The 23,286-nt window shown below is 65.2% G+C and carries 24 protein-coding genes; 12 read left to right on the top strand and 12 right to left on the bottom strand.

Annotated elements, in window-relative coordinates:
• Nucleotides 1-883: 883 nt before the first annotated feature.
• From SP5_RS17030 to SP5_RS17010, 5 genes are read right to left on the bottom strand one after another with little or no spacing between them, the layout of a single operon-like run.
• Nucleotides 884-2,542: a type IV secretory system conjugative DNA transfer family protein gene (locus tag SP5_RS17030; protein ID WP_010339215.1), complete on the bottom strand. Its 1,659-nt coding sequence runs from the start codon at nucleotides 2,540-2,542 to the stop codon at nucleotides 884-886.
• Between the two features lie 2 nt (nucleotides 2,543-2,544).
• Nucleotides 2,545-2,808 (bottom strand): hypothetical protein, encoded by a 264-nt coding sequence (locus SP5_RS17025; RefSeq protein WP_010339214.1) that lies wholly within the window; start codon nucleotides 2,806-2,808, stop codon nucleotides 2,545-2,547.
• Complete coding sequence (locus SP5_RS17020) at nucleotides 2,801-3,355, bottom strand: AAA family ATPase (RefSeq protein WP_010339213.1); 555 nt, start codon at nucleotides 3,353-3,355, stop codon at nucleotides 2,801-2,803. The genes SP5_RS17025 and SP5_RS17020 overlap by 8 nt, the downstream gene beginning before the upstream one ends.
• Entirely contained in the window at nucleotides 3,348-3,557 is a 210-nt protein-coding gene (locus SP5_RS17015; protein ID WP_010339212.1) for a conjugal transfer protein TraD, read from the bottom strand. Before SP5_RS17015 ends, SP5_RS17020 begins: the two co-directional genes overlap by 8 nt.
• A 37-nt stretch (nucleotides 3,558-3,594) precedes the next feature.
• The gene (locus tag SP5_RS17010) at nucleotides 3,595-3,903 is read right to left on the bottom strand and encodes a conjugal transfer protein TraD (protein WP_010339211.1); all 309 of its coding nucleotides are present in this window, start codon (nucleotides 3,901-3,903) and stop codon (nucleotides 3,595-3,597) included.
• A gap of 173 nt (nucleotides 3,904-4,076) precedes the next feature.
• Here SP5_RS17010 and traA point away from each other — a divergent pair, with 173 nt between their 5' ends.
• Genes traA through SP5_RS16990 form a run of 4 tightly spaced genes read left to right on the top strand, consistent with a single transcriptional unit; the run spans nucleotide 4,077 to nucleotide 9,333 of the window.
• Complete coding sequence (gene traA, locus SP5_RS17005) at nucleotides 4,077-7,010, top strand: Ti-type conjugative transfer relaxase TraA (protein WP_010339210.1); 2,934 nt, start codon at nucleotides 4,077-4,079, stop codon at nucleotides 7,008-7,010.
• A 9-nt stretch (nucleotides 7,011-7,019) separates the two neighbouring features.
• Nucleotides 7,020-7,757, top strand: coding sequence for a DUF6118 family protein (locus SP5_RS17000; protein WP_010339209.1), 738 nt, complete (start codon nucleotides 7,020-7,022; stop codon nucleotides 7,755-7,757).
• The gene (locus SP5_RS16995; protein ID WP_010339208.1) at nucleotides 7,757-8,026 is read left to right on the top strand and encodes a TehB family protein; all 270 of its coding nucleotides are present in this window, start codon (nucleotides 7,757-7,759) and stop codon (nucleotides 8,024-8,026) included. The genes SP5_RS17000 and SP5_RS16995 overlap by 1 nt, the downstream gene beginning before the upstream one ends.
• Nucleotides 8,027-8,034: 8 nt before the next feature.
• Nucleotides 8,035-9,333, top strand: coding sequence for a serpin family protein (locus tag SP5_RS16990; RefSeq protein WP_228168121.1), 1,299 nt, complete (start codon nucleotides 8,035-8,037; stop codon nucleotides 9,331-9,333).
• A 67-nt stretch (nucleotides 9,334-9,400) separates the two neighbouring features.
• Here the strand turns inward: SP5_RS16990 and SP5_RS16985 are convergent, their stop codons facing one another.
• Nucleotides 9,401-10,144 (bottom strand): hypothetical protein, encoded by a 744-nt coding sequence (locus SP5_RS16985; protein WP_042490951.1) that lies wholly within the window; start codon nucleotides 10,142-10,144, stop codon nucleotides 9,401-9,403.
• A 208-nt stretch (nucleotides 10,145-10,352) separates the two neighbouring features.
• Between SP5_RS16985 and SP5_RS16980 the strand changes: the two genes are divergently transcribed.
• The 4 genes from SP5_RS16980 (at nucleotide 10,353) to SP5_RS16960 (ending at nucleotide 14,222) form a co-directional block, all read left to right on the top strand.
• Nucleotides 10,353-10,871: a hypothetical protein gene (locus tag SP5_RS16980; protein ID WP_042490949.1), complete on the top strand. Its 519-nt coding sequence runs from the start codon at nucleotides 10,353-10,355 to the stop codon at nucleotides 10,869-10,871.
• A 685-nt stretch (nucleotides 10,872-11,556) separates the two neighbouring features.
• Nucleotides 11,557-11,841, top strand: a complete 285-nt coding sequence (locus SP5_RS16970) for a WGR domain-containing protein (RefSeq protein WP_042490943.1) — start codon at nucleotides 11,557-11,559, stop codon at nucleotides 11,839-11,841.
• 518 nt (nucleotides 11,842-12,359) lie between these two features.
• Nucleotides 12,360-12,992 (top strand): RNA polymerase sigma factor, encoded by a 633-nt coding sequence (locus SP5_RS16965; RefSeq protein ID WP_042490940.1) that lies wholly within the window; start codon nucleotides 12,360-12,362, stop codon nucleotides 12,990-12,992.
• Between the two features lie 306 nt (nucleotides 12,993-13,298).
• Nucleotides 13,299-14,222: a GGDEF domain-containing protein gene (locus SP5_RS16960; RefSeq protein WP_042490938.1), complete on the top strand. Its 924-nt coding sequence runs from the start codon at nucleotides 13,299-13,301 to the stop codon at nucleotides 14,220-14,222.
• 207 nt (nucleotides 14,223-14,429) lie between these two features.
• Here SP5_RS16960 and SP5_RS16950 read toward each other — a convergent pair whose 3' ends face one another.
• Nucleotides 14,430-14,798, bottom strand: a complete 369-nt coding sequence (locus SP5_RS16950) for a response regulator (RefSeq protein ID WP_042490934.1) — start codon at nucleotides 14,796-14,798, stop codon at nucleotides 14,430-14,432.
• 141 nt (nucleotides 14,799-14,939) lie between these two features.
• Here SP5_RS16950 and SP5_RS16945 point away from each other — a divergent pair, with 141 nt between their 5' ends.
• Nucleotides 14,940-15,542: a sensor histidine kinase gene (locus SP5_RS16945; RefSeq protein ID WP_052811617.1), complete on the top strand. Its 603-nt coding sequence runs from the start codon at nucleotides 14,940-14,942 to the stop codon at nucleotides 15,540-15,542.
• A 146-nt stretch (nucleotides 15,543-15,688) separates the two neighbouring features.
• On the top strand, nucleotides 15,689-16,135 hold the full coding sequence (locus SP5_RS16940; RefSeq protein ID WP_042490932.1) for a globin domain-containing protein: 447 nt from the start codon (nucleotides 15,689-15,691) through the stop codon (nucleotides 16,133-16,135).
• 81 nt (nucleotides 16,136-16,216) lie between these two features.
• Here the strand turns inward: SP5_RS16940 and SP5_RS19340 are convergent, their stop codons facing one another.
• Nucleotides 16,217-16,432 carry a hypothetical protein gene (locus SP5_RS19340; protein WP_125458961.1) on the bottom strand — a complete coding sequence of 72 codons (216 nt, stop codon included), beginning with the start codon at nucleotides 16,430-16,432 and terminating at the stop codon, nucleotides 16,217-16,219.
• Between the two features lie 259 nt (nucleotides 16,433-16,691).
• On the opposite strand from SP5_RS19340, the gene SP5_RS16935 reads away from it, so the two are divergent.
• The gene (locus SP5_RS16935; RefSeq protein ID WP_010337031.1) at nucleotides 16,692-17,606 is read left to right on the top strand and encodes a hypothetical protein; all 915 of its coding nucleotides are present in this window, start codon (nucleotides 16,692-16,694) and stop codon (nucleotides 17,604-17,606) included.
• Between the two features lie 9 nt (nucleotides 17,607-17,615).
• Nucleotides 17,616-18,335 (top strand): DUF6118 family protein, encoded by a 720-nt coding sequence (locus SP5_RS16930; protein ID WP_029547630.1) that lies wholly within the window; start codon nucleotides 17,616-17,618, stop codon nucleotides 18,333-18,335.
• Nucleotides 18,336-18,570: 235 nt separating this feature from the next.
• Here the strand turns inward: SP5_RS16930 and SP5_RS16925 are convergent, their stop codons facing one another.
• From SP5_RS16925 to SP5_RS16910, 4 genes are read right to left on the bottom strand one after another with little or no spacing between them, the layout of a single operon-like run.
• Nucleotides 18,571-19,320, bottom strand: coding sequence for an HAD-IIB family hydrolase (locus SP5_RS16925; RefSeq protein ID WP_004212890.1), 750 nt, complete (start codon nucleotides 19,318-19,320; stop codon nucleotides 18,571-18,573).
• A complete protein-coding gene (locus SP5_RS16920) occupies nucleotides 19,317-21,818 on the bottom strand; it encodes a heavy metal translocating P-type ATPase (protein ID WP_010337029.1) in 2,502 nt (833 codons plus the stop codon). The genes SP5_RS16925 and SP5_RS16920 overlap by 4 nt, the downstream gene beginning before the upstream one ends.
• A complete protein-coding gene (locus SP5_RS16915) occupies nucleotides 21,815-22,423 on the bottom strand; it encodes a cation efflux transmembrane domain-containing protein (RefSeq protein WP_004212885.1) in 609 nt (202 codons plus the stop codon). Before SP5_RS16915 ends, SP5_RS16920 begins: the two co-directional genes overlap by 4 nt.
• Nucleotides 22,420-23,106, bottom strand: a complete 687-nt coding sequence (locus tag SP5_RS16910; RefSeq protein WP_004212882.1) for a ZIP family metal transporter — start codon at nucleotides 23,104-23,106, stop codon at nucleotides 22,420-22,422. Before SP5_RS16910 ends, SP5_RS16915 begins: the two co-directional genes overlap by 4 nt.
• Between the last annotated feature and the right edge of the window lie 180 nt (nucleotides 23,107-23,286).

The raw sequence follows: 23,286 nt of genomic DNA, 5'->3' as shown, positions 1-23,286 counted from the left end.
GAGGATACCCCAAAACTCACCGTCGATTTGGCGGATACCCCAAAGCTCACCGGACTCGACCCCAATACTCACTTTTACCGACCCCAAAACTCACCGAAGGCTACCCCAAAGCTCACGCGACTCGACCCCAAAACTCACTTTTTGAGGTCATTTTTCCAAGTTTTCTGCGGGTTTGAGGCACCCTGAATCTTGAATCTAAGAAGAATCTTTGAATCAGAAGGCGAACGGTGAGTTTTAGGGTAGCCTTGCCTGTGGATAACTCTGCGCCGGCGGCACCGACATGCCCAAAGGAGAAGAAAAGCACCGCCTCTTGGGGCTTCGCCCCGCCGGCTCGCGGCCTTCGGCCGCCCCGGATCGCTACGCGATCCTCCCACCCGGCATCCCCACAATGAGCCGGCTTCGCCGGCACGCTTTTGTTGATTTGGAATATCGCCCAACCGTCACGCCCTATCGCCAGCACACTGCCTAGACCAGCCGTGGAAAATGGCTTTCCAGAAAAGCCAAGCGGATATGTGGGCGCTCCGATCGAGAGGGCAGGGAGGGTGGAAACGTCCCGGCAGGGGCGTTTTCCGGGCCACCCAGCGCGATTCCGTCTCCTGGACAGGGTTTCGGGCGTCGCAACTGCCCACGGTGCTCTAAGGGCTTCCCGGACGGCCGATTTTTCCGGCGCGAGATCCACGACCCTTAGGAGTATCACCTACCGCCGCGCGAAAGGCGAACGGTGAGCTGATACCCCAAAACTCACCTTTCGCACGCCAAAGCGCGATTTTCCGCGCTTTTGGGCGATTTCGACGCGGCATAATGTGCGGCGGAACGCCGTTACTTCGATATTGCCTGTATATCGGAACGATGGCGCTTTGACAGGCATGCCGTTTAAACGACCTCACGCTTTGTCGAAGCGGCCGGCGAACTCGCGATCTGCGTAATATTTGAGCTTGGCGGCGACGATCGGCCGTTGCCCCGCGAGGAACACGAGTTGCAAATCCTCGCGCAGCGTGCGGACCTCATCGGGGGTGAGCAGCGGGCGGCCGACATGCTGCGCGCCGAACGAGATGCCGGTTTCCTCCGCGTCGATTGCGCGGCTCATGGTCTCGAACACTACCGTCTCCTGGCCGAGCAGATCGGAGACGAGCTTGGCGCTGTCGTGATCGTTGACCCCGAACACCTGCAGGACGCCGGCGTTGGACAGGAAGGTGCCGGCGCGGCGCTCGTAGAGCGCGCGGAGCTGGTGAACGTCCTGCAGGATCGGCCAGAGCTGGATGCCGTAGCCGGCCATCAGGCCCATGGCGCGCTCGACGGGTTCGAGGCGGCCGAGGGCGGCGAACTCATCGAGCAGGAACAGGACAGAGCGGGTAGGGGAGGCCGGTGCGCGCGCCAGATCGGTCAGCCCTTGGGCAAGCATCAGGCGCAGCCAGCGGGCATAAGTGGCGAGCCTATCGGGCGGCAGCACCAGGTAGACGCTGGTAGGCTGCGCCTTCACATCGGCGAACGTAAAATCGGAATGCCCCAGCACCGCTGTCATGCGTGGGCTGTCGAGAAAATGGGTGTGGCGCTGGGCGGCCGACAGGACGCCGGCGCCTTCGCGATCGGACTTGCCGAGGTGCCGGTTGGCGGCGCGGGCAGCGAGGCCGCCTTGCGCCTGCATCGCTTCGAGCATGGCAGCGAAGGCTTGCGGCGCAAGGGTGAGGCGATCGCGTAGCGTGGCAAGGGTGCGGGTCGCCGGCGGCTCGCTGGTGACGATCGCGAGGATGATGCCGGCGATTAGCGCCTTGGCTTCCTCGTTCCAGTGCGCCTCGCCGGCTTCGCCGGGGGCGTCATAGACCAGCGCATCGGCCAGCGTCATGCAGTCGTCGGCGAGATCGAGGCCAGCAGGGTCGATGCGATCGAGCGGGTTGAAGGCCGCGCCGGGAAGGCCCGTCACCCCGAACGGATCGAGGACATGGACCGGGCCGAAGTTGCCGCGATGGCGGGCGGTGATGCGGGCATTTTCGCCCTTGGGGTCGATGCAGACGACCGGGCCGGCATAGTCGAGCAGATTGGGGATGATCGTGCCCACGCCCTTGCCGGTGCGCGTCGGCGCGATCGTCAGCAGATGGGCTGGACCGGCATAGCGCAGCGGCCTGCCCGTCTTGCGATCGCGGCCGATCAGCAGGCCGCTATCACCGGCATAGGCGCGGTTTTCGGCGTCGGTGGCGAAGCGGGCCGAGCCGTGGGTGTCGTCGGCGGCAGGGCCGCCATAAGCAAGGATCAGGGGCTGGAAGAGCGCGCGCAGGCCAATGAGGATGACGACGATCACCGTCAGCATCATGATGATTTGATAGAGGTTGGAATCATGCGGGAGGCCGAGCAGTTTGCCCAGGATGAGCGGCATCCCAAGGCCCAGCACGATGCCGGCGGCCAGAAACAGGATCAGGACGGCGAACAGATGGCGGATCAGCCGGATTGGGCTGACCACCAGCGCGGTGATCGCCCATATGGGATTCTGGCGCGCGATGCGGGACAGGTTGCGGATCGCGCGGCCGAGCTGGCGGAACCACTCCATCGTCAACTCGCCTGGAACATGGTCATGCGGATGATGCCGGGGGTGGATTGGATTTCGGCTTCGATCGCCGAGACCTCCTCCATCTTGTCGCTGGGCCAGTCCCGTGAGACGCTGACGCCGCCCTGATCGGTTTCGATTTCGATTAGCCGGGTTTGCGGCGAGAGATCGAGCAGGCGCACAAGCCGGTCGCAAAGATCGGGCGAGATCCGATGTACGCCTGACCCGACCATCAGGAGCTGCCATGAGCGGGGAACGCGGTCAGTCATCTACCCTCCACATCCGTGCGCGCACAAAGCGCACTCTTTCAGCAACCGGGGCGAGAGGCAGGGACACAAGCTCATAGCCGAGATCGGCATAGACCGTGACCATCGCCTCATAGGTCGCTTGCGCCTCTGCAAAATCCTGCTTCCTCTCCGTGTCCTGCCCGAAAATCTCGCGCCAGGGCGGGGCGATGAATACCCGGCGCTGGTAGCGGAACATCTCGGCCGCGCGCTCGACATGGGAAGGAACGGGCAAGCCGCACAGGCGCAGATAGCCCGACACATCAGGAACGCCGCGATCGAAGATCACCGGGCCTTTTCGGTCATGCGCTTCATGCCAGGATCGTAATTCCCAGCTCAGCATCAGTTCAGCGAAGGCCCCGCGATCGGCCCATGGCAGGGCGCCGCCGCCAATGGCGATCTGATCGCGAATGATGGCGCGACCGGCTTCGGGCATATGGTGGAAGCCTTGCGCCGCCAGGGCGTCGATCAATGTGGTTTTACCCGAACCGGGACCACCAGTGATGATATGAAAATCGGGCCGGTCAGCCATCGTCAGCTTCCGCGTCGAACGCGCGTTTGCCGCGCCGCTTCCAGAGCGAGAGCGCGTTGCCATCCTCACGCGCCTTCGCGGCAAGTTCGAGCAGCGCGCCGTAGAGGGTGGCGCGATCGTCGTCGGCCAGTTCGACCAGGCCGGCTTTCTGAACCAGGCCGCCCAGCTCTATGAGATGGCGGGTGCGCTCGCGTCGGGCCACGACCCATCCTCTCGTATCGATGCGGCGCGCGGCGGCATCAAGCCTGTGCCTCGCCTGCGCCAGCTTCGCTTCCGCCTTCCGCGCTGCCGCCAGCACGTCGGCCAGTCTTGCGCCCGCGCCCTTGAAAGAAAGCCGCGCCATCGGAGCGCCACGCCTCCCGGTTTCCTTCAGCCTGTGCTTCGGCGACGATATGGAGCAGCGCACCGGCCAACACGTCGGCATCAAGCGTATCGGCCCCGGTGGACGTGACCAGTTCGCCTAGCTGCTGGACCTTCTTCGCCTTGAGCGCGCGGGCCTTGTCGCCCAGCGCCTTCAACTCGGCGTCATAGTCGCGGACCTTGCGCATATTCTCTCCCTCGCGCCCATGATCGGGAGAGGCAGCGTAGCACGATCACGGATGCAGGACAGCGGTTGCGAACAAAAATGCGGCGAAGTCAATCATGCGAACGGCAGAGAGTGTGAGTGCGCGCTTATACGTCGTTGCCGACGTGCGCTAAGAAGGGCAGTATAGCGGTTGTCATGGCGATCTACCATTTCTCGGCCAAGGTTATCAGCCGTGCCAACGGATCGAGCGCCGTTGCCAGTGCGGCCTATCGTGCGGCGGAACGGCTGCACGATGACCGGCTGGGGCGCGACCATGACTTCTCGAACAAGGCCGGCGTCGTCCATTCGGAAATCTTGGCTCCCGAAGGTGCGCCGGAGCGTTTAAACGATCGCGCGACCCTGTGGAACGAGGTGGAGGCCGGGGAGAAACGCAAGGACGCGCAGCTCGCGCGCGAGGTGGAGTTCTCGATCCCGCGCGAGATGAGCGAGAAACAGGGCGTTAGCCTCGCCCGCGATTTTGTGGACAAGCAGTTCGTCGAACGCGGGATGGTCGCGGACCTTAATGTGCATTGGGACAAGGCAAAGGACGGCACCCCGAAGCCGCACGCGCATGTCATGTTGTCGATGCGTGAGGTTGGACCTGAGGGGTTCGGCAAGAAGGTCCGCGCCTGGAACTCAACCGAGCTGTTGAAGGAGTGGCGAGAGGCATGGGCCGCCCACGTCAACGAACGCATGGCGGAGCTGGGGCTGGAAGGGCGGATCGACCATCGCTCCTACGAGGCGCAGGGGATCGAGCTTGAGCCCCAGCACAAGATCGGGCCGATGGGGAAACGGCACGAGCTTGAGGGACAGCCGCACCGCAACGCCGACGATCATGTGCGGATCGCGCGCGAGAACGGCGAGAAGATTATCGCCAAGCCGGAAATCGCGTTGGATGCGATCACGCGGCAACAGGCGACGTTCACCACCCGCGACCTGGCGATGTTCGTCCACCGGCACAGCGACGGCAAGGAGCAGTTCGACCAGGCCATGAGCGCGGTGCGGTCCTCGCCCGAGCTGGTGGCGCTGGGGAAGGACGGACGCGACCAGGAGCGGTTCACGAGCCGCGAGATGATCGCGGTGGAGGAGCGGCTAGAGCGCGCTGCCGGTCGGCTTGCCGACAGGGTGGGGCATGGTCTCCCGGCGGCGTCGCTACAAGGGGGGCTGAACGCCGCCGGGAGTGGCGGGCTGACACTCGGTGAAGATCAGCGGGCCGCTTTGGAGCATATAGGGACGAGTGGCGATCTTGCCATCGTCGTCGGCTATGCGGGCACCGGCAAGTCGGCCATGCTGGGGGTCGCGCGCGAGGCGTGGGAGCGCGAAGGCTATCAGGTGCGCGGCGCGGCCCTGTCGGGCATTGCCGCCGAAAATCTTGAGGGTGGTTCCGGCATCGCCTCGAGGACGATCGCCAGTCTCGAGCACGCATGGGGGCAGGGGCGCGAGCAGCTAGGCCCGCGTGATGTGCTCGTTATCGACGAGGCGGGCATGATCGGCTCGCGCCAGATGGAGCGGGTGCTGTCGGAGGCCGAACGTGCCGGCGCGAAGGTCGTTCTTGTCGGCGATCCCGAGCAGTTGCAGGCGATCGAGGCCGGGGCGGCGTTCCGCAGCCTTGCCGAGCGTCATGGCGCGGCCGAGATCACCGAAATTCGCCGGCAGCATGAGGACTGGCAGAAGGACGCGACGCGCGCGCTCGCCACAGGCCGGACCGGAGAGGCGCTGCACGCCTATGAGAGGCAAGGCATGGTGCGCGCTGCCGACACGCGCGAGGCGGCGCGGGTCGAACTGATGAACGGATGGGAGAGCGACCGGCAGGCCGATCCGGACAAGAGCCGCATCATCCTCACCCATACCAATGCCGAGGTGCAGGAGCTGAACAGCGAAGCCCGCAGCCGTATGCGCGCCGCCGGCGAGCTGGGTGAGGAGGTGGGGCTATCGGTGGAGCGCGGCAGGCGCGATTTCGCGACCGGTGATCGGATCATGTTCTTCCGCAACGATCGCGGCCTTGGCGTGAAGAACGGATCGCTGGGCACGCTGGAGCGCGTCAGCGCCGAGGGCATGGCGGTGAAGATGGACGATGGCCGGAAGGTCGCGTTCGACCTCAAGGACTATGCCCATGTCGATCACGGCTATGCCGCCACCTTCCACAAGTCGCAGGGCGTGACGGTCGATCAGGCGCATGTGCTGGCGACACCGGGCATGGATCGGCACTCGGCCTATGTCGGCCTGTCGCGGCACCGCGACAGCGTGCAGCTCCACTATGGTCGCGACGATTTCACAGATCAGCGCCAGCTCACCCGCACCCTGTCGCGCGACCGGGGCAAGGACATGGCGGGCGATTATGCCGCCGCCCGTGACGGGCAGGCCCAGGCCCGCGCGTTCGCCGAGCGGCGCGAGATCCGCTTCCCGGAACTCGCGCGCGAGATCGCCGGGAAGGTGCGTGACAAGGCGAGGGGTATGTTCGCCGGGTTCAAGCCGAAATCGTCCTCGCCCGAGCTGGCGCGCGACGGCAAAGGGGGTCCGATTAACACCACCCCCGAGCGGGCACCGGCAGCGCCGAGCCAGGCCAGGGCGATCGAGCGCTATGCGCGCGCGCAGGCCGATATGGACCGAATGCGGGAGAAGGGCTTGCCCGTGCTCCCGCATCAGAAGCAGGCGCTGGCGAAGGCGGGCGACGCGCTCGACCAGGTGCGGCCCCATGCCGCCCGCGATTTGGCGTCCGCGTTCGAGCGCAACCCGGTGCTGGTGCGCGAAGCGGCCGAGGGCAAGGCCGGCGGCGCGGCGCGGGCGATGGCGCACGAGGCCCAGGTCCGCACCAATCCCGAGCTTCGCGCCGATCGGTTCGTGGAGCGCTGGCAGGGCATGGCGCGCGAGCGGGCCGAGCTTACGCGCAGCGGCGATCGTGAGGCCGCGCAGCGCACCGGCAAGAAGATGGAGAGCCTGGCCGGAACGCTGCACCGCGATCCCCAACTCGAATCCGTCTTGCGGCGGCGCGCGCCCGAGCTGGGGCTGGAAATGGGCCGGGATCGCCCGATCAGCCAGGAATTGACCCGTTCGCTGGAAATCGGCCGCGATCGAGGGTTGAGCCGATAAGGAGAGGCAATGGCGGACGAGGAATGGGAGGAAGGCGGCGACGCGGCGGCGGAAGCGTTCGAGCAGGTGCGCGTTGCGGTCGAGCAGCAGCGCGGCGAACTAGCGTTGATGCGCCGCGCCATCGAGGGACTGGCGGCCGAGCGCGCCAGCATCGACGTGCCGGATTATTCCGAGACGCTGGGGCATGTCGTCCAGGGGCTGGACGGCATCAACGGACGCCTGGACCAGGTTACGACGGCCATCGTGAAGTCGCCGGCGTTGGCGATGACGCCGGCGCAGGTTTCGGCGCAGATCAATCGAGCGGCGGCCGACCTTCGCAGCGCCGACCATGCCGCCCTCGCGACCGCCACCGACGAGATGAAGCAGCAGGGGCGCGAGCTGCGCACCGTCGTTCAATCGGCGCTGACGGCGCGGGATCAGAAGGACCGTCAACTATGGTTCGGGTTGAGCGGGTTGCTTATCGGCATCCTCCTCTGGTCCTTCCTTCCCGGTATGGTCGCGCGCGAGATCGCGCCGGCGAGCTGGCAATGGCCCGAACGCATGGCGACGCGGGCTCTTGCCGAGGCGACACCGTGGGATGCCGGGCAGCATTTGATGGCGAGCGCGTCACCGGCGAGCTGGGAGGCGATCGTCGCGGCCGACAGGTTGCTGCGCGACAATCGTGAAAAGATCGAAGGATGCCGGCAAGCGGCAAGGAAGGCGGATCAGCCGGTGCGATGCACGATCCAGGTGGGAGTGAAGAGATAATGGTGATTCCCTACCGCTCGACGCCCATATTCGATGAGGCGACATTGCCCGCTGCCCTGCGCTCCGAACATCGCACCAAGGCCGGTGTGTGGGGCGTGATCCGGGTCATCGAAGGGAGACTGAAGCTCACCTATCTCGACCCGGCCTCGGAGGTGGTCCTTACACCTGACCGGCCAGGGCTGATCTTGCCCGAACAGCCGCATTTCGTGGAACCGCTCGGAGCCATGCGGATGCAGGTCGATTTCTACGATCAGCAGCCAAGCCTTTAGGGAGAGCCATGCCTAAAACAGCCTTGTCATACCCGCTTCTTGCCATCCTCGCGCTTGGTGGCTGTGCGACGCGCGACCCGGCACCGAGTCCCGGCTCGCTTCCTACAAGCCTGTCCCGGCCCGACGCCGAGGCTTTGCCGCATGACCTGACCTATGGCGCGGCGTTAATGACCGTCAAGGTCTACCCGCACCTGGCAGCGAAGGCCGATGCAAACGCCAATCTGTTCATCTCCCCGGTCAGCTTGTCGCAGGGCCTGGGGCTCGCCTACCTTGGCGCGCGGGGCGCCACGCGCGAGGAGATTGGCCGCGTGCTTGGTTGGGATTCGTCCCGCAACGTCCCTGCGCTCATCAAATCCTACAATGCCCAGCTTAACGACACCGGCGATGCCGATACCGCGCTCGGCATCGCGAACGCGCTGTGGCTGGCGAAGGGATTGCCGGTCCGGGACGAGTATGTCGCCGAGGCGCATGCCGGCTTCGGAGCGGCTCCGGAAACCGTCGATTATGCTGGTGATCCCACCGGAGCGGCCGAGCGGATCAATGGCTGGGTTTCGCGCGAGACGAAGGGCAGGATTTCGGAGATCGTCTCTCCGAGCGGCTTCGGGGATGACACCGCCGCTGTGCTGACCAACGCGCTTTACTTCAAGGCGAAGTGGCAGGTGCCGTTCGAGGAGACGGAAACGCGGTCCTTCACGCGTGGCGACGGCACGCGCATCCCGATCACGATGATGAAGCGGATTGGCTGGTTCGACTATCGCGAGACCCGGGAAGGGCAGGCGATCGCGCTGCCTTATCGCGGCGATGGCAGCTTCGTGATGGAAATCTTCCTGCCGCGTGACGCGGCGACCCTGCGCCGCTGGGAGCGCGAGCTGAAGGGTGTCGATTTCTTCGCCGGCGAGCAGGGCGGCAATGATCGTTTCGACCTGTCAGCGGAGCAGGAACGCGCGGTGCGGATCGTTCTGCCCCGCTTTGAAGCCAGGTTCGATGAGAGCGTGAAGGCAGCGCTCATCGCAGCGGGTATGCCGAGCGCCTTCGACCACCAGCGCGCGGACCTGTCGGGGATTGCCCGTGGTGCGCGCTTGGCGATCGATGATGTGGCGCACGCGACCTTCCTGCGCGTCGATGAGGAGGGCACCGAGGCAGCGGCGGCAACTGCGATCAAGGTCGTCGTCACCAGTGCGCGGATAGCGCCTCAGGTACCGGAGATGGTGGTCGATCGTCCTTTCCTTGCCACCCTGCGAGACCGAAAGAGCGGCGCGGTGCTGTTTTTCGGGCGCATCGCCGATCCAACCTCGATCAGCAACTAGGTAGCATGAAGTGCGTGGCGAGGGGCAACCGCCAGATCAGCCCTTCGACAACCCGATTGGGTTCGGTCTAAGCGAGTTGCTCGCGATGAGGTGGCTTCGCGGGAGCTGTCCAGCACCGGCCGATCTCAATCTTGTTCGGGGGTGCCGGCGGGGGAACCGATGGCTCGCGGAGATGCGGATACTGGGTCAAGAAGCGCTCGCTCGCTTCGGGCGAACCGACGACATATAGCTCGCCGGGTCCGCATGCATCTTGCAAGGCTTGTGCGGTTTCCTTGTCGATGTCCGCAGTCGCGGGGCCGCCCCAGTTCATATCCTCGCCCAAGCGGGCGAGCGTTTTTCCGCCGACCCTTTCGCGCAGAATGAAGTAGCCGGACTGGTCAATGTCGAGCCCCATTTCCGAGTGGAACCATGCCAACTTGTCGACAGGCTGGCCCGAGAGGCCGACGAAAAAGCAGCCGTCACGTAGTTCGACCCGGCCGTGGTAAAGTGCCTGATGTTGAAGGCCCGTCCGCGCCTTGGAAGCGGGCCAGACGCGGATCGCGCCTTTCGCGGCCTCACTCACCGGAGGAATGCTCATCTTAGGTACAAAGCTCCAGCTGATGTGGCCAGGCACGCGCCAACCGTTCTCCTTTGCCCAATTGTCGAATTCCTGCTGGGTCAACCCCGTGTCGATCATCTCGACCGGGCCGGCGGAACCCTTTCCCGCGAGGCCGTAGCCGAGTAACGCTCCCCGCTTTTTGAGACGGGCGATCCAGGCATCGCCGATGGCCTTGGCATCGCGCGGGAGAGGCGACGTCGCTTCCTGTCGCAACGCCCCGTGTCCGCCCGCTGCCGGCTGATTGAGTAGTATACGATAGTTAGGGGAGGGCGCTTTCGTCTGGGTTCTGAAGGTGCTTGTTGATTGCGGGCCACCCTCGTCCCCATGCTCAACTGCGGGCGAACATGCCATGCAAAGGGCAAATAGGGATAGAATCATCCTCACAATGAATTTAGTCTCTTCCGGATATCCTTGCATTGGGATGAACGGCCATATGCGGACCAGCTTGCGAACATCGCTGCTACTGCGAGTGATCGTCTGCACGGCGGCGTGCGAGCTATTGTTGGGCTGTTCAACACCCCAACCCGGTTCGGCGCTTCCCGCGCCGCCCACGCCTGAGGCCCAATCGGCGCAATCGACACCGCTCGCAATTCTTGTTTCGGCGATCAACGGGCTTGCAGCGGGCGACCCTTCCTATGCTGGAAGCTTCGTCGACGGCGGCGCGGTGATCGTGCAGTTCACTGACAACGCTGAGGCCCGCCTGCGCCGCCTGTCCGGCGACCCGCGCTATGTCGCTCGACAGGTCCGCTACTCCTTGAGGGAATTACAGGCCACGGAGCAGGCGGTTGCGGAATTGTTGTCGAGCCGGAAGTGGCGCTTCAACATTCTGACGATCGACATTCCACGCAATCGCGTGACCTTGAGCGGGGTTGATCGGCGGCAGTTTGGTGAGACAGCCCAGACCCTGATCGCTCATGATCCTCGGGTAATGATCCAATGACTGTATAGGCGCGCAGGCCATGTTTCGTTCAGCCGTGCGGCCATAGTCTCTTGGGATGACGATGCTGTCATCATCGCGGACGACCGCCGCCGCCCTCGCTGGTGCGGCATTTAGCGCGTCCACGCCCGCCCTGGCGTGCTCATGCATCCTGCCCGACAATATCGAGGCAGCGGCGCGCGCGGCGTTCGCGAAAGCCGACCTTGTTGGTGAGTTGGAGATAGGGCGCGCGCCGGTGGCAGCGGCGCGCAGTTTCTGGTGCGGGTCGGACGGACGAGCGCGACTATGGTTCAGGCCTGGGCAGAAGATCGAGCAGAGCCGCCCCGCGCGCGTTATCAGCGCTACGAAGGGCCGCGTCTCGGGACCAATCAGCATCCGCACCAGTCCGGTGATGAACATAGGTGGCCGGTGCGGGATGACCGGGAATAGCTGCCAGGTTTCTCTCAGCCGAAGCGCCGTTCGGACCGGCCCCATGCTGTTTCGGCGTGTTGCGCCGGGCACCTATGAACCCTTGGACGTTTGCACCCAGTCGGCGTTCACCCCCTGGCTCGAACAGCGCCAGAAGCATCGCGCAAGCCCGCAGACGCGGTAACGCTTCGAGGAACCATCGATTTCCTGAATCACCGGCTTGCCATTGATTCAGGAAAGTCGCCTGACTTGGAGAGGCTTATTTCGTAGGCTCCGCGCCATGAATGGCGCGAACCTGTCCCTGCCCGAGCCGATCGAACTGGTGGCGATCGACCCGGCGCGCAACATCCGCCGGCGTTACAGCATCACCGCAAGCCTCGATCTTTTCGGCATGATCGTTGTAGAAACCCGCTGGGGCCGGATCGGCGCACACGGCCAAGCCCAGCGGCACGCCTTCGCCGATCGCGCGGCGGCCGACCGCCACATTGCCGCGACCCTGCGGCGGCGCGGCACGGCCGAAACCCGGATCGGGGTACCTTACGAGCCGGTGCCTACCGAGGTTTGAGCCGCCACCGTCAAGCCGGCTGCTTGAAGAAACCGGCCGGTGCTACGGCCAGCATGTTGCCGGCTCAAGCGGCGCATCCTCTCCTGGACGACAGCCCTGGCGACCATCGACCGACCGTAGCGCTCCGCATTCTAGCCGGAAATGGTTCAGCGGGACAGGATGTCGGCGGTCCCTTGCACGTCTGGCGTTCGCCTGTGAGCGCTACGGCGGCGATGGTCATGGCGCGCTCGCGTCGAAATGGACGCTCTGGAAAAGCCTCGCGCCAGATCTTCTCGGCCATCGATGCAAGCTCCTGCGACGTCGGCGGCCGAGCCTCACGAATGCACGCTATCAAGGCGCGCGGAAACAGGCGCTCCATCGTCTCTCTCCGATTGCGATATGGAAGCCCCATAGCACGCGCGCAGCCCCGATCGACCGATACGGGACGAAGCGGGCCTTGAAGCGGTCTGGCCGGCAACATCGGCGGCTCGCACCCCCTATATCGCTTGAGGGCAGGAGAGCCCTGCCCGGAGAATGAGATGCCGCCCGATGTGCCTGCCCGTGTTCCCTTGCCGATCGCCATGCCCGATGATGCGTTCGGAGCAGCGCTGATCGAGCAGGCGGCGGCGCTAAGCGCCTATGCGCGGCGACTGACTGGAGGGGGTGCCGATGCCGACGACCTTCTGCAGGACACCATGCTCAGGTGCTGGACCGCGCGCGCCAGCTTCGCGGCGGGAACAAGCCTCGCCGCCTGGGCGCGGACCGTGATGAAGAACAGCTTTCTCACCGGTCGCCGCCGCGCCCGCTTTCATGCCGACCTGCCCGAAGAGGCGCGCGACCGCATGCTACGGGTGGACGAGACCCAGAGCCTCGCCGTCTGGCTGCGGGATACGGATTGGGCGCTCAGCGAACTCCCGATCCACCAACGCGAGGCGGTGCTGCTGGCGAGCCAAGGCGTGTCCATCGAGGATGGCGCGGCGCAGCTCGGCATTGCCCCAGGCACATTCAAGAGCCGCATCGCACGCGGGCGGACTCGGCTGCGCGCCCTCATCGAGGAGCGATCGACGCCGCTGCTGGCCGACAGGACCGGCCGCGATACGCTCCCGTCAGCGGCCAAGCGGCCCATCCACCTGCGGAAAAGGCGGGACTGGCGGGGCGTCAAGATCGGCTGATCCCCGGTGTGCCTGTCGGCTTGTTGCTTTTCTTAACGGTTTGCCGGTAGCGTGCGCGCACCTGCGGAGACGCGGGTGGAGGCGTGGAAACCTCCTGAAACACGAGCCGGTCGAGCTTCATCGACCGGGTGGCGGGCGCGCATGTCCAAGCCACCCGGCCAAAGGCGTCCGCGCCTGACGTGTTTCAGGTTTCCAACACCCGGTTCAGTGGCCGGCACGTCTCCGAAATGGGGCGTGCCGCCGGCTGAACAGGAACACTTGGGGCGGGAATGAGCTTGGAGAACCTTTTGACCGAGTAGGACATGCGTGAATAGTCATCTGCCTGTCGGCCGCCTCGCCGATCGCCTTCATTCCCTGCCGCGTGAGCGCGCCTGGTTCGCGATCCTCCTCAGCGTCACGGCGCTGGCGCTGGCGGACGCACATTTTTCCCGGATGGGTCTCGCGCCGCTCTATATCCCGATCGTCTGCGCCGCCTGCTGGGCGTTGGGAAGCCGTGCTGGCTATCTGGTGGCGATCGTTGCGGCGGTCCTCGCCGTCGTGCCGCATCTCGCCGAACTTCCAGGGCTCTCCCCCGCCCTGCTCGGGGCAAGGATGGCCGTGCGCGCCGTCACCTATGTTTTCGTCGCCGCCATTGTTCTCAGCTTCCGCCGGTCCTTCGACCGAGAGCACCACCTGGCGGCACGCGACCGCATGACCGATGCGCTCAACAAGGAGACGTTCCGCGAGCGCGTGATCCATCGTCTCGATCTAGCGGTGCCTGCCCGACAATCCTTCCTGCTCGCGATCCTTGATCTCGACGACTTCAAGGGCCTCAATAACCGCCACGGCCATGTTGCGGGCGACGAGGTGCTGCGCACCTTCGCACAGGGCGCGCGGGGGATCATCCGGCGTGAGGATGATTTCGGCCGAATCGGCGGCGACGAGTTCGCCTTTCTGCTTCCCGTCCATTCGGCCGAGGAAGCGGTGTATTTCGCTCGCTCGCTTCACAAGCGCCTGTCATCGGTTCTGGCCGGCACGCCTCATCCGGTGACGTGCAGCATGGGCGCGCTGCTGATTCAGCCCGAGACCCCGCGTGACGAACCCTCGTTGATGCACGCGGTCGATCAGCTCATGTACGCGGTCAAGCGCGCTGGGAAGAACGCCGTGGAGATCGGTCGCGCGGCGACAGATCGAGCCCCGGACACCCCTGTTCCGTCAAGGCTCCGGGTTCCCATCGAGGCATGTCTATGACGAATGACGACACAGCCCTCTCGCTTATGAGGATGGCATTGGCCCAACTGGATCGGAGCGGCCGAGGCGCGACGGCCACCGCCGTCCATTTGCAAGCCGCGATCGACGCCGCGACCGGAGCCGGCCCGATGCAACCCGGCGAGCTGCTGGACGACGAGGGGGCGTTTCCTTTTGAGCCTCTTGCATCGCGTCAGTGAAGCAGCCCTGTTAGGCAGGGTTGAGCGCGCCAGAAAGCGCCCCGATCAGCAGCTCGCGCGAAGCGGGCTTGTGGAAGGTCGGGCGTGAGGCGTGGGCAGCCGGGATCATGCTGGCCGCACCCGTGGCGAAGATGAAGGGCACGCCGCGACGGTCCAGTTCGTCCGCGATCGGGAACGAGGTTTCGGAGCCAAGTTGCACATCGAGGCTGGCGACATGAGGCGACGAGTCCAGCGCCGCGAGGGCATCCCGCACGCAATCGACAGGGCCGACGATTTCCGCGCCGGCTTCAGATATTATCTCAACCAGCGTAGCCGCGACCCAATAATCATCTTCGACAACCAGCACGCGAAGGCCGCTGATCCCGTCTTGTTTAGTCATGCCGCACCAAGCATTTACGCAGCCGTTCCACCGATCAGCGCAGCAACGCGCCGTCTGGCTCTGTGCTCCACGCGAACGTGCAAAATGTTCGTCCTGGGCTCCCGATTGCTCTAAGTAGCCGGGTAGGGGGCACGTAGAGTTATGGTCGATACTGAAACCCGGATTCGTGAGCTTGAGCATCGGTTCAGGAACATTCTCACTGTCGTTCGTTCCCTTGTCAGCCAGAGCTTGCAGGCGGCCGATTCGATCGAAGACGCCCGATCGACCATTGACGAGCGATTGGAGGCGCTGGGCAACGCGACCGAGCAGCTTCTATCCCACAACTGGCAGGCGGCGCCCCTGCCCGCGCTGGCGGAAAATGCGCTGGGCCACTTCACCCTCTACGCGGAGCGGCTTCGCCTCGACGGCCCCACGGTCACGATCGGCCCCAGGGCGGCGATGACGTTGACCCTCGCCTTTCACGAGCTGGCGACGAACGCGATCAAATATGGGGCCCTGTCCAATGAGGCGGGCACGATCGAGCTGACATGGAAGGTGCTGGATTCGGGCACCGAAGCCGAGCTTTGGATGCAATGGGCCGAACGGGGTGGCCCGCCAGTCGTCAGGCCCGAGCGGCGGGGCTTTGGGTCGCGGCTGATATGCACGGCCGTGAGCCGCAGCTTGCGCGGCCGTGCCGAGATGGAGTTTCCCGCCTCGGGCGTCGTGTGGACCTTGCTCGCTCCTCTGGCTGCGGTCGAGCTATGATCGATCCGGATACAGGATACCCCGCCGCTAAGCCTTGGTTCATCGCGCATGCCTGTCTCTCCGGCCCACGCTCCTTGCTGGATCGGGTCCCTCTCGCCACTTTGATCGTCTCTTTTATCAGGGTCTGAAATCCGGAGCACGTCTGTATGTCCAAACCGCTCTCCCCCGAAACAATGGCTTTGGTGAAAGCTACGGCGCCTGCGCTCCAGCAGCACGGCGTGGAGATTACCACGCGCATGTATCAGCGCCTGTTCGTCGATCCGGAGATCAAGGCGCTGTTTGACATGGCCGCGCACGAATCCGGCGCGCAGCCTAAGCGGCTAGCGGCCGCGATCCTCGCCTTCGCGCAGAACGTCGACAAGCTCGACGTGCTGAAACCCGCGATCGAACGCATCGCCGCGCGCCATGTCGAGACCCATATCAAGCCCGAACATTATCCTGCGGTCGCCAATGCGCTGTTGCCGGCGATCCGCGACATATTGGGCGAGGCGGCAACCGATGAGGTTCTGAACGCCTGGGGCGAGGCCTACTGGTTCCTGGCCGATATCCTTATCAACCGTGAGGCGCAGCTCTACCAGACCGAGGCGGCATGATCGCCGCAGCGGACTGCTCCTCCCAAAAGGAGGTGAGAAGCCGATCCTAAAATTGGTGGCCGATGCGGCCAGCCAAGATGCTCATTGTTCAACGCCATTTGCGAGTTTCAGAAGCTTGGTCTCGATGCCTTTCAGGCCAGCAATGGCCTCATGGTCGGCGACTGACCAACCATCGCTTTTTGCGTCTTCTTGGTTCCGCTGCATCCTTGCGATGATCGAGGCTGCCTCATACACCTCTTTCGCCCCGCCGTGACCACCAACATCGAGTTGGTGCGCGAGCGTCGTGAGGCGATTCACAAAGTTCGTCCGGCCTGCGCACCAGTGCTGCGGGCGAGAGCCTTCGGCCCTGCTTTGAGGGCGTCTCCCAAGGTTTTCAGCGCTTCATGATGAGGGGAATCGGACACGGCAGCTCCGAGGGATCGTCATCATCGTTCATAATCACGAAAGCGGAGGACGACGGGGTTCCCCGCCGTCCCTCCGTCTCAGATGGGATAGGTCGAGCCGTAATGCCGCGGTCGATCACGGCTACGCCGCTACCTTCCACAAGGCGCAGGGCGTGACGGTCGATCGCGCCCACGTTCTCGCCACCCCCGGCATGGACCGGCACAGCGCCTATGTTGGCATGTCGCGACACCGCGACGGCGCGCAGCTCCATTACGGCCGCGACGACTTCGCCGACCAGCGCCAGCTTGTCCGCGCCCTGTCGCGCGACCGGGGCAAGGACATGGCCGGTGACTACGCCCGGCCCGAGCAGGATCAGGCGCGCGCGTTCGCCGATCGGCGCGAGATCCGGTTCCCGGAACTCGCGCGTCAGGTGGTCGAGAAGGTGCAGGCCAAGGCGCGGGGCATGTTCGCCGGGTTCCGGCCGAAACCAGCGGCGGAAAAAACGACGTCGCCGGAGCGCCTCGCGGCCGATCGGCCGCTGGCGCCCTCGCAGGCCCGCGCGATCGAACGCTATGGGCGCGCCGCAGCGGATATAAGCCGGATGCGGGACAAGGGATTGCCGGTGCTGGCGCACCAGGAACAGGCGCTGGCGAAGGCCGGCGACGCGCTCGACCAGGTGCGGCCGCATGGCGCGCGCGACCTCGCCAGCGCGATCGAGCGCGACCCCCGGCTCGCGCGCGACGCGGCCGAGGGCAACACTGGCGGGGCGGCGAAGGCGATGGAGACGGAGCGCCAGGTCCGCACCGACCCGGAGAAGCGCGCGGGCCGGTTCGTGGAGCAGTGGCAGGGCATGAAGGAAGCGCGGGCCAACATGGAGCGTGCCGGCGACCGCGCGGGCGCGGAGAAACTTGGCAAGCGGATGGAGGGCATCGCGGGCGGGTTGCACCGCGACCCACAGCTCGAATCCGTGTTGCGCCGTCGCGCCCCCGAACTGGAGTTGAACATGGAGCGGGGCAAGTCGATCGGGCAGGAGCTGGCGCAGTCGGTCGGACAAGGCCGCGACCGTGATCGTGGCATGAGCCGGTAAGGGGGACGGGTGGCGGACGAGGACGACCAGGACGAGGCAGGCGCGGCCGAGGCGTTCGAGGCCATGCGTGGTGAGCTGGCGCTGTTGCGCCGCGCCGTGGAGGGTCTGGCGGCCGAGCGCGGCGCGATCGACGTGCCGGACTATACCGAGACGTTGGGGCGGATGCAGAAGGGCGTGGACGCCACGGCCGACCGTATCGCCGTCATCAATGACGTGATCGCGCGGAGTCCGGCGCTGGCGATGACGCCCGAGCAAATGGCACAGCGTATCGCCGCAGCCGGTAACGCCGCCCGGCGCGAGGACCAGGTGGCGCTCGCTACCGGGCGCAAGGGACTGGAGGACGTGACGCGCCAGCTTCACGGGCTTGTCGCATCGGCGCGGCATGCCGGCGAGCAGAACAGACGGCTAGCATGGTCAGCGATCGGCGGCGTCGCGATCGGCATGGTGTTATGGGCAGCCGGCGCGGGCGTCGTGGCGCGCGCCGTGCCGGAAAGCTGGCTATGGCCAGAGAAGATGGCATCGCGCAGCTTGCGCTTGGACACTTGGACCGCAAGCCGGCGACTGGCGGCTGTCAGCCAGCCCGACACTTGGAACACGATGGTTGCGGGTGCAGTGATCGCCCAAGCAAATCAGGAGACGCTTGAACAATGTCGGCGGGCAGCCAACAAGGCAGGCGAGCCAGTGCGATGCACTGTCAGGATTAAGCCGGAGGGGAGGAGGGGGGAATAATGAACCTGCGGCGTCACTCCGGACCCGAGCTGTTGCGGTTTATCGAGTGGTGGGATCAAGCACCGCGTACGATTGAGAAGCGCGGCGGAATCTCTTAGATTGATCGCTGGAGGCTTTGTTCGCGGAGACGCGCACATTGCCTTCTTTTCGTTTTAGGAAGCGCTGCCCTAAGCGACAGAAGCCAGAGCTTTGACAATGCGGCATTCCGCGATGGAGCCGACCATGTATCTTGATCCTATCGGTGCAGACACGCGATGATGGCGGTCACGACGGCGGTGGTTTCCGCGACGTCGCGCACCCTCACTGTGTCGAGGCCGATTTCAGCAGCGGGATAGTCATTCCCACCGGGGAATATCGCATCCCCGATGAACAGCATCCCGTCGAGCGGGACACCGCTCTCGGCACTCAGGCGCTTCAGGCCATAGCCCTTGTCGATCCCTGCTCTGGTCACGTCGATCGATGTCGTGCCACCGAGATTGATCGAGAGCTCCGGCAGCTTCGCGCGCAACGTGGCCTGCAACGCGGTCCTCTTCTTTCGGTCAGGATCCCACGCTTCCTTTTCCTTCAGCGGCGCTGCCTGCCCCAGGCCCGAAAAGGTGATCTGGCTGCCCCGGTCCTCGATCCGTTCGCCCCAGATACGTTCGTCGGCGAGACCGGCATCGGTCAGCGCCTGATCGAAGGCCGTGCGGATCTTCGCCTTCTCCGCGTCGTCGAACAGTTCGGCATAGACCGCGCGCCAAGCGCCATTGATGAACCGATAGAGTTTCGTGCCTGTGGTCGGCATCAACCAGAGACGGTCGAGCGCGACGCCGGCAGGAAGGCGCGAGGCGATCTGCTTTTCGAACTGCGGCCAGTCCCCGCCCGAGATCACCGCCACATCCGTGATGGCGAGCAATCGGGCGAGGATTGCGGCCATATCCTCCGATAACGGCCGCTTGCTCTCGGCAAGCGTGCCGTCGAGGTCGAAGGCGATCAGCCACTTCATGCCGCCTTCCCTGCCGGATCGCGGTAGGCGAGCAGCCTGAGCGCATTGATGACGACGAGCAGCGTCGATCCCTCATGAACCGCCACCGCTGGCCCAATGCCGAGGCCGAGGATGGTAGCAGGCACCAGGAAGGCGACGACACCCAGGCTGACGAAGACGTTCTGCCGGATGATTCCACGGGTATGGCGGCTAAGACCGACTGCGAATGGCAGGTGCGCCAGATCGTCGGCCATCAGCGCCACGTCGGCTGTCTCCAGCGCAACGTCCGACCCCGCCGCGCCCATCGCGATGCCGACCGTGGCGCTTGCCATCGCCGGCGCATCGTTCACGCCGTCGCCCACCATCGCGACCTTGTCTTCGCCGGCGAGCTTCTTGATCGCGGCAACCTTGTCTTCGGGCATGAGGTCGCCCCACGCTTCGTCGATCCCGACTTCGTCGGCGATCGCTTCGGCGACTTTCTGGTGATCGCCGGAGATCATTATCATCCGCGACACGCCCATCTCGTGCAGCCGACGCAACGCGGTCTTGGCAGCTTCGCGAGGCGTGTCCATCAGGCCGATCGCGCCCAGGTCGCGGTCCCCCTTGCGGACCACCATTGTCGTGCGGCCGTTCTCGCGCAGCTTCGCGATTGCGTCCTGCGCGCCCTGCCCCAGCGCCGGAATGCCCTCACTTCCGAACATCTCGGCCTTGCCGATCCACACCGTCTCGCCATCCACGCTCGCGGTGACGCCCCGACCGGTCAGGCTCTTGAGGTCGCCGGCAGTCGGCACGGCACGATCGTTCAGACGTTCGCGGCCGTCCTTGACGATCGCTTGGGCCAGGGGATGGTCGCTCAACGCTTCGACGGCGACAGCCAGCGCCAGCAACTCGCCTTCATCGGCGCCATCGACGGGCACGACATCAGTGATGCGCGGACGACCTTCGGTCAGCGTGCCCGTCTTGTCGAAAGCGATCGCTTTGAGCGACCCGAGGTTTTCGAGCGGTGCACCGCCCTTCACGAGCACGCCGCCCCGCGCTGCACGGGCAACGCCCGACAGGACCGCGCTCGGCGTTGCGATCGCGAGCGCGCACGGGCTTGCCGCCACCAGCACCGCCATCGCGCGATAGAAGCTGTCGCGGAACGGCTCGTCGACGACCACCCATGCGAACAGCAGGAGCACTGACAGGACCAGGACGGCGGGCACGAAGATCCGTTCGAACCGGTCGGTGAAGCGCTGCGTCGGCGACTTCTGCGTCTCCGCTTCGCTCACCATCTTCACGACCTTGGCAAGCGCGCTTTCATTGGAACGGCGTGTCACCTCGATCTCGATCGCGCCGCCGCCGTTGATCGTACCAGCAAAAACCCGGCTTTGCGCGTCGACTGCATCGGGCTTGGCGCGTGCCGCTGCGGCATCTGCGACCGGCACCTTGTCGACCGGGATGCTTTCACCCGTGACCGGGGCCTGGTTGATCGCGCTGGTGCCCTTGATGACGAAGCCGTCGGCAGGCAGGCGCTCGTTCGGGCGGACGATGGCAATGTCCCCGACGACCATCTGCTCGACCGGGATTTCGCTGGTCTGCCCGCCGCGTCGCACGGTCGCGGTTTCGGGCGCGAGCTTCGCCAGCGCCTCGATCGCCTTCTTGGCGCGGCCCATTGCATAATGCTCAAGCGCATGGCCGAGGCTGAACAGGAACAGCAGCAGCGCACCTTCGGCCCATGCGCCCAGCGCAGCGGCGCCGGCCGCAGCGACCAACATCAGCGTGTCGATCTCGAACTTCTTCATCCGGAGGTTGTCGATCGCCTCGCGCAGCGTGAAGAATCCGCCGAAGAAATAGGCTGCGATATAGCAGGCGGTCGGCAGCCATTCGGGCGCGCCAGCGACCAGCCTCTCGATCGCGTAGCCGATCCCCAGCAGCGCGCCACAGGCGAGCGCGAAGATCAGCTCGGTATTGGGGCCGAGAAATTCGGCGTGGCTATGGTCGTGGCCATCGCCGGGGCCGTGCTTCTCTTCGCCCGCGCCGTGGCCCCCGGGGCCGTGGTCGTGGCCGGCATGTTCATCGGCAGCGACCCGCTTGCCCACCCTCACCTTCAGCTTGCGAAGCGCAGCGCGCACCTCCTCTTCGGTGGTTTCGCGGCGATCATATTCGACCCGGACAGACCCGCTGGTGCTGGCGCTTGCCTGGACCACGCCGGGCAAGGCGCACAGCGCATCGCTGACCGTGCGCGCCCGACGTTCGTGGTTGATCCCCGTCACCTGCCAGATCGCATGGCCGTAGCGCTCGGTGATTTCGGCACCTGCGGCGCGCACCATTTCGCGCAACCGTGGCAGCGGCAGCTTGGCGGCATCGAAATGGATGCACAGCGCCGCTGGCGTGTTGCCGTCGAGACAGATCACATGCGCCCGCTCGACACCTTCGCGCTTTGACAGGGTTGATACGAGACGGTCCAGGCAGGCATCGGCCGCGTCAGGAAGGTCCGGCAACAACACTGGAATGTCGAGTTCGAGCTTGTCGTTCATGACGACCTCCTTTCGCTTTTCTTGGTTTCGGCGCGCGCGTCGCGCAGGATTTCGACACCGCCCTTGATGGCGATGATGGCGGTGGCGAAGCCGACCAGCAGGTCCGGCCAATTGGTACCCAACCACAGCACCAGCACGCCGGCGATCAGGATGCCGCCGTTGGAAATGAAGTCGTTGAAGCTGAAGGTGGTTGCGGCCCGGAGATTGACGTCCGGATCCTTGAGGCGCTGGAGCAGCCGCAGGCAGAGGTAATTCACGACGCCGGCGATCGCGGACATGACCATCATGGTAGGTCCGATGGGCTCGCTGCCCTGCACGTAGCGCCGTCCGACATCGATCAAGATGCCGCCCGCGAAGATCAGCAGCATGACGCCCGAAGCGACCGCGGCGCGTGTCTTCCATGTCTGGCCCCGGGTGAGCGCCACAAGGCTCAGCGCATACACAGCCGTATCGGACAGGTTGTCGACGCCGTTGGCGATCAGCGCGCTCGAGTCCGCGAAGAAGCCGGAAACGAAGAAGCCCGCAGCGATCGCCGCGTTCAGCAGCAGGACGATCCACAGTGTGCGGCGCTCCTGCCCGCCATTGTTGTCGTTGCCCGGGATCATCCCATCATCTCCTCAAGTGTCAGCAGGGCCAGGAAGCCGACGAAAAACATCGAGCTGATGAGCGGGGTGTCGGGTTTCTCGTGCGCCTCGACCAGCAACTCCTCCGTGACGAGGTAGAGCAGCGCCATCAGCCCGAAGCTGAGGAAGCCGGCGATCATCACCGGCGACAGCGCGGCGACCGGCACGGCAGCGAGCGCGCCGATCGGCAGCAGCAGGGCCAATGCCGAGACGATCACGATGATGCGCAAGCGCGAGCGATAGGTTTCCGCCAGCTCGTCGGTCAGCGTCAGTCCCAGAAATAACACTTCCAGAGTGAGCGCGATCGTCAGCAGGAGACCTGCCTTCTCGCCCGCCACGAAAGCGAGGCCGAGCACCAGGCCGTCGACCAGAATGTCGATGCCGATCGCGGCGAGTAGCGCCATCGGCCCCTTGAAGCGGGCCTCAAGAGCCTTGAGCCCCAGCATGGTCGCGACGCCCGCCGCCCCGCCGATCAACGTCGCGCTGGGCGATGCCTCATGCTTGACCTGCGGCAGGATTTCGGTCGCTGCCGCCGCGAACACGACGCCGGCAGCGAGATGCTGTAGGCCCGCCACGAGGCCAGGTTTCAACTTGGTGCGGCTCGCGACAATCGCGCCGAGCACGACCGCCAGCACAGGCGCAAGCGTATAGAGCAGTGCCTGCATTTCCTAGGACTCCTCCGGGGTTCGGTGGCAGACGCGGATCTTCCCGCGTCGCGTGAACGCGATCGATCCGCCCGCCACGACAGCCCGCGAATGGTCGCCGCGAAACTCGTCACCGGTTCGCTGCGCGCGCAGGATCTCGGTCCTGCCCTTCGGCAGCCAGGTGACGGCCATTTTCAAGCC

Origin of the sequence: Sphingomonas parapaucimobilis NBRC 15100 (assembly GCF_000787715.1) — a bacterium.
GTDB classification, from domain to species: domain Bacteria; phylum Pseudomonadota; class Alphaproteobacteria; order Sphingomonadales; family Sphingomonadaceae; genus Sphingomonas; species Sphingomonas parapaucimobilis.
This window is presented reverse-complemented; position numbering and strand designations above follow the sequence as displayed.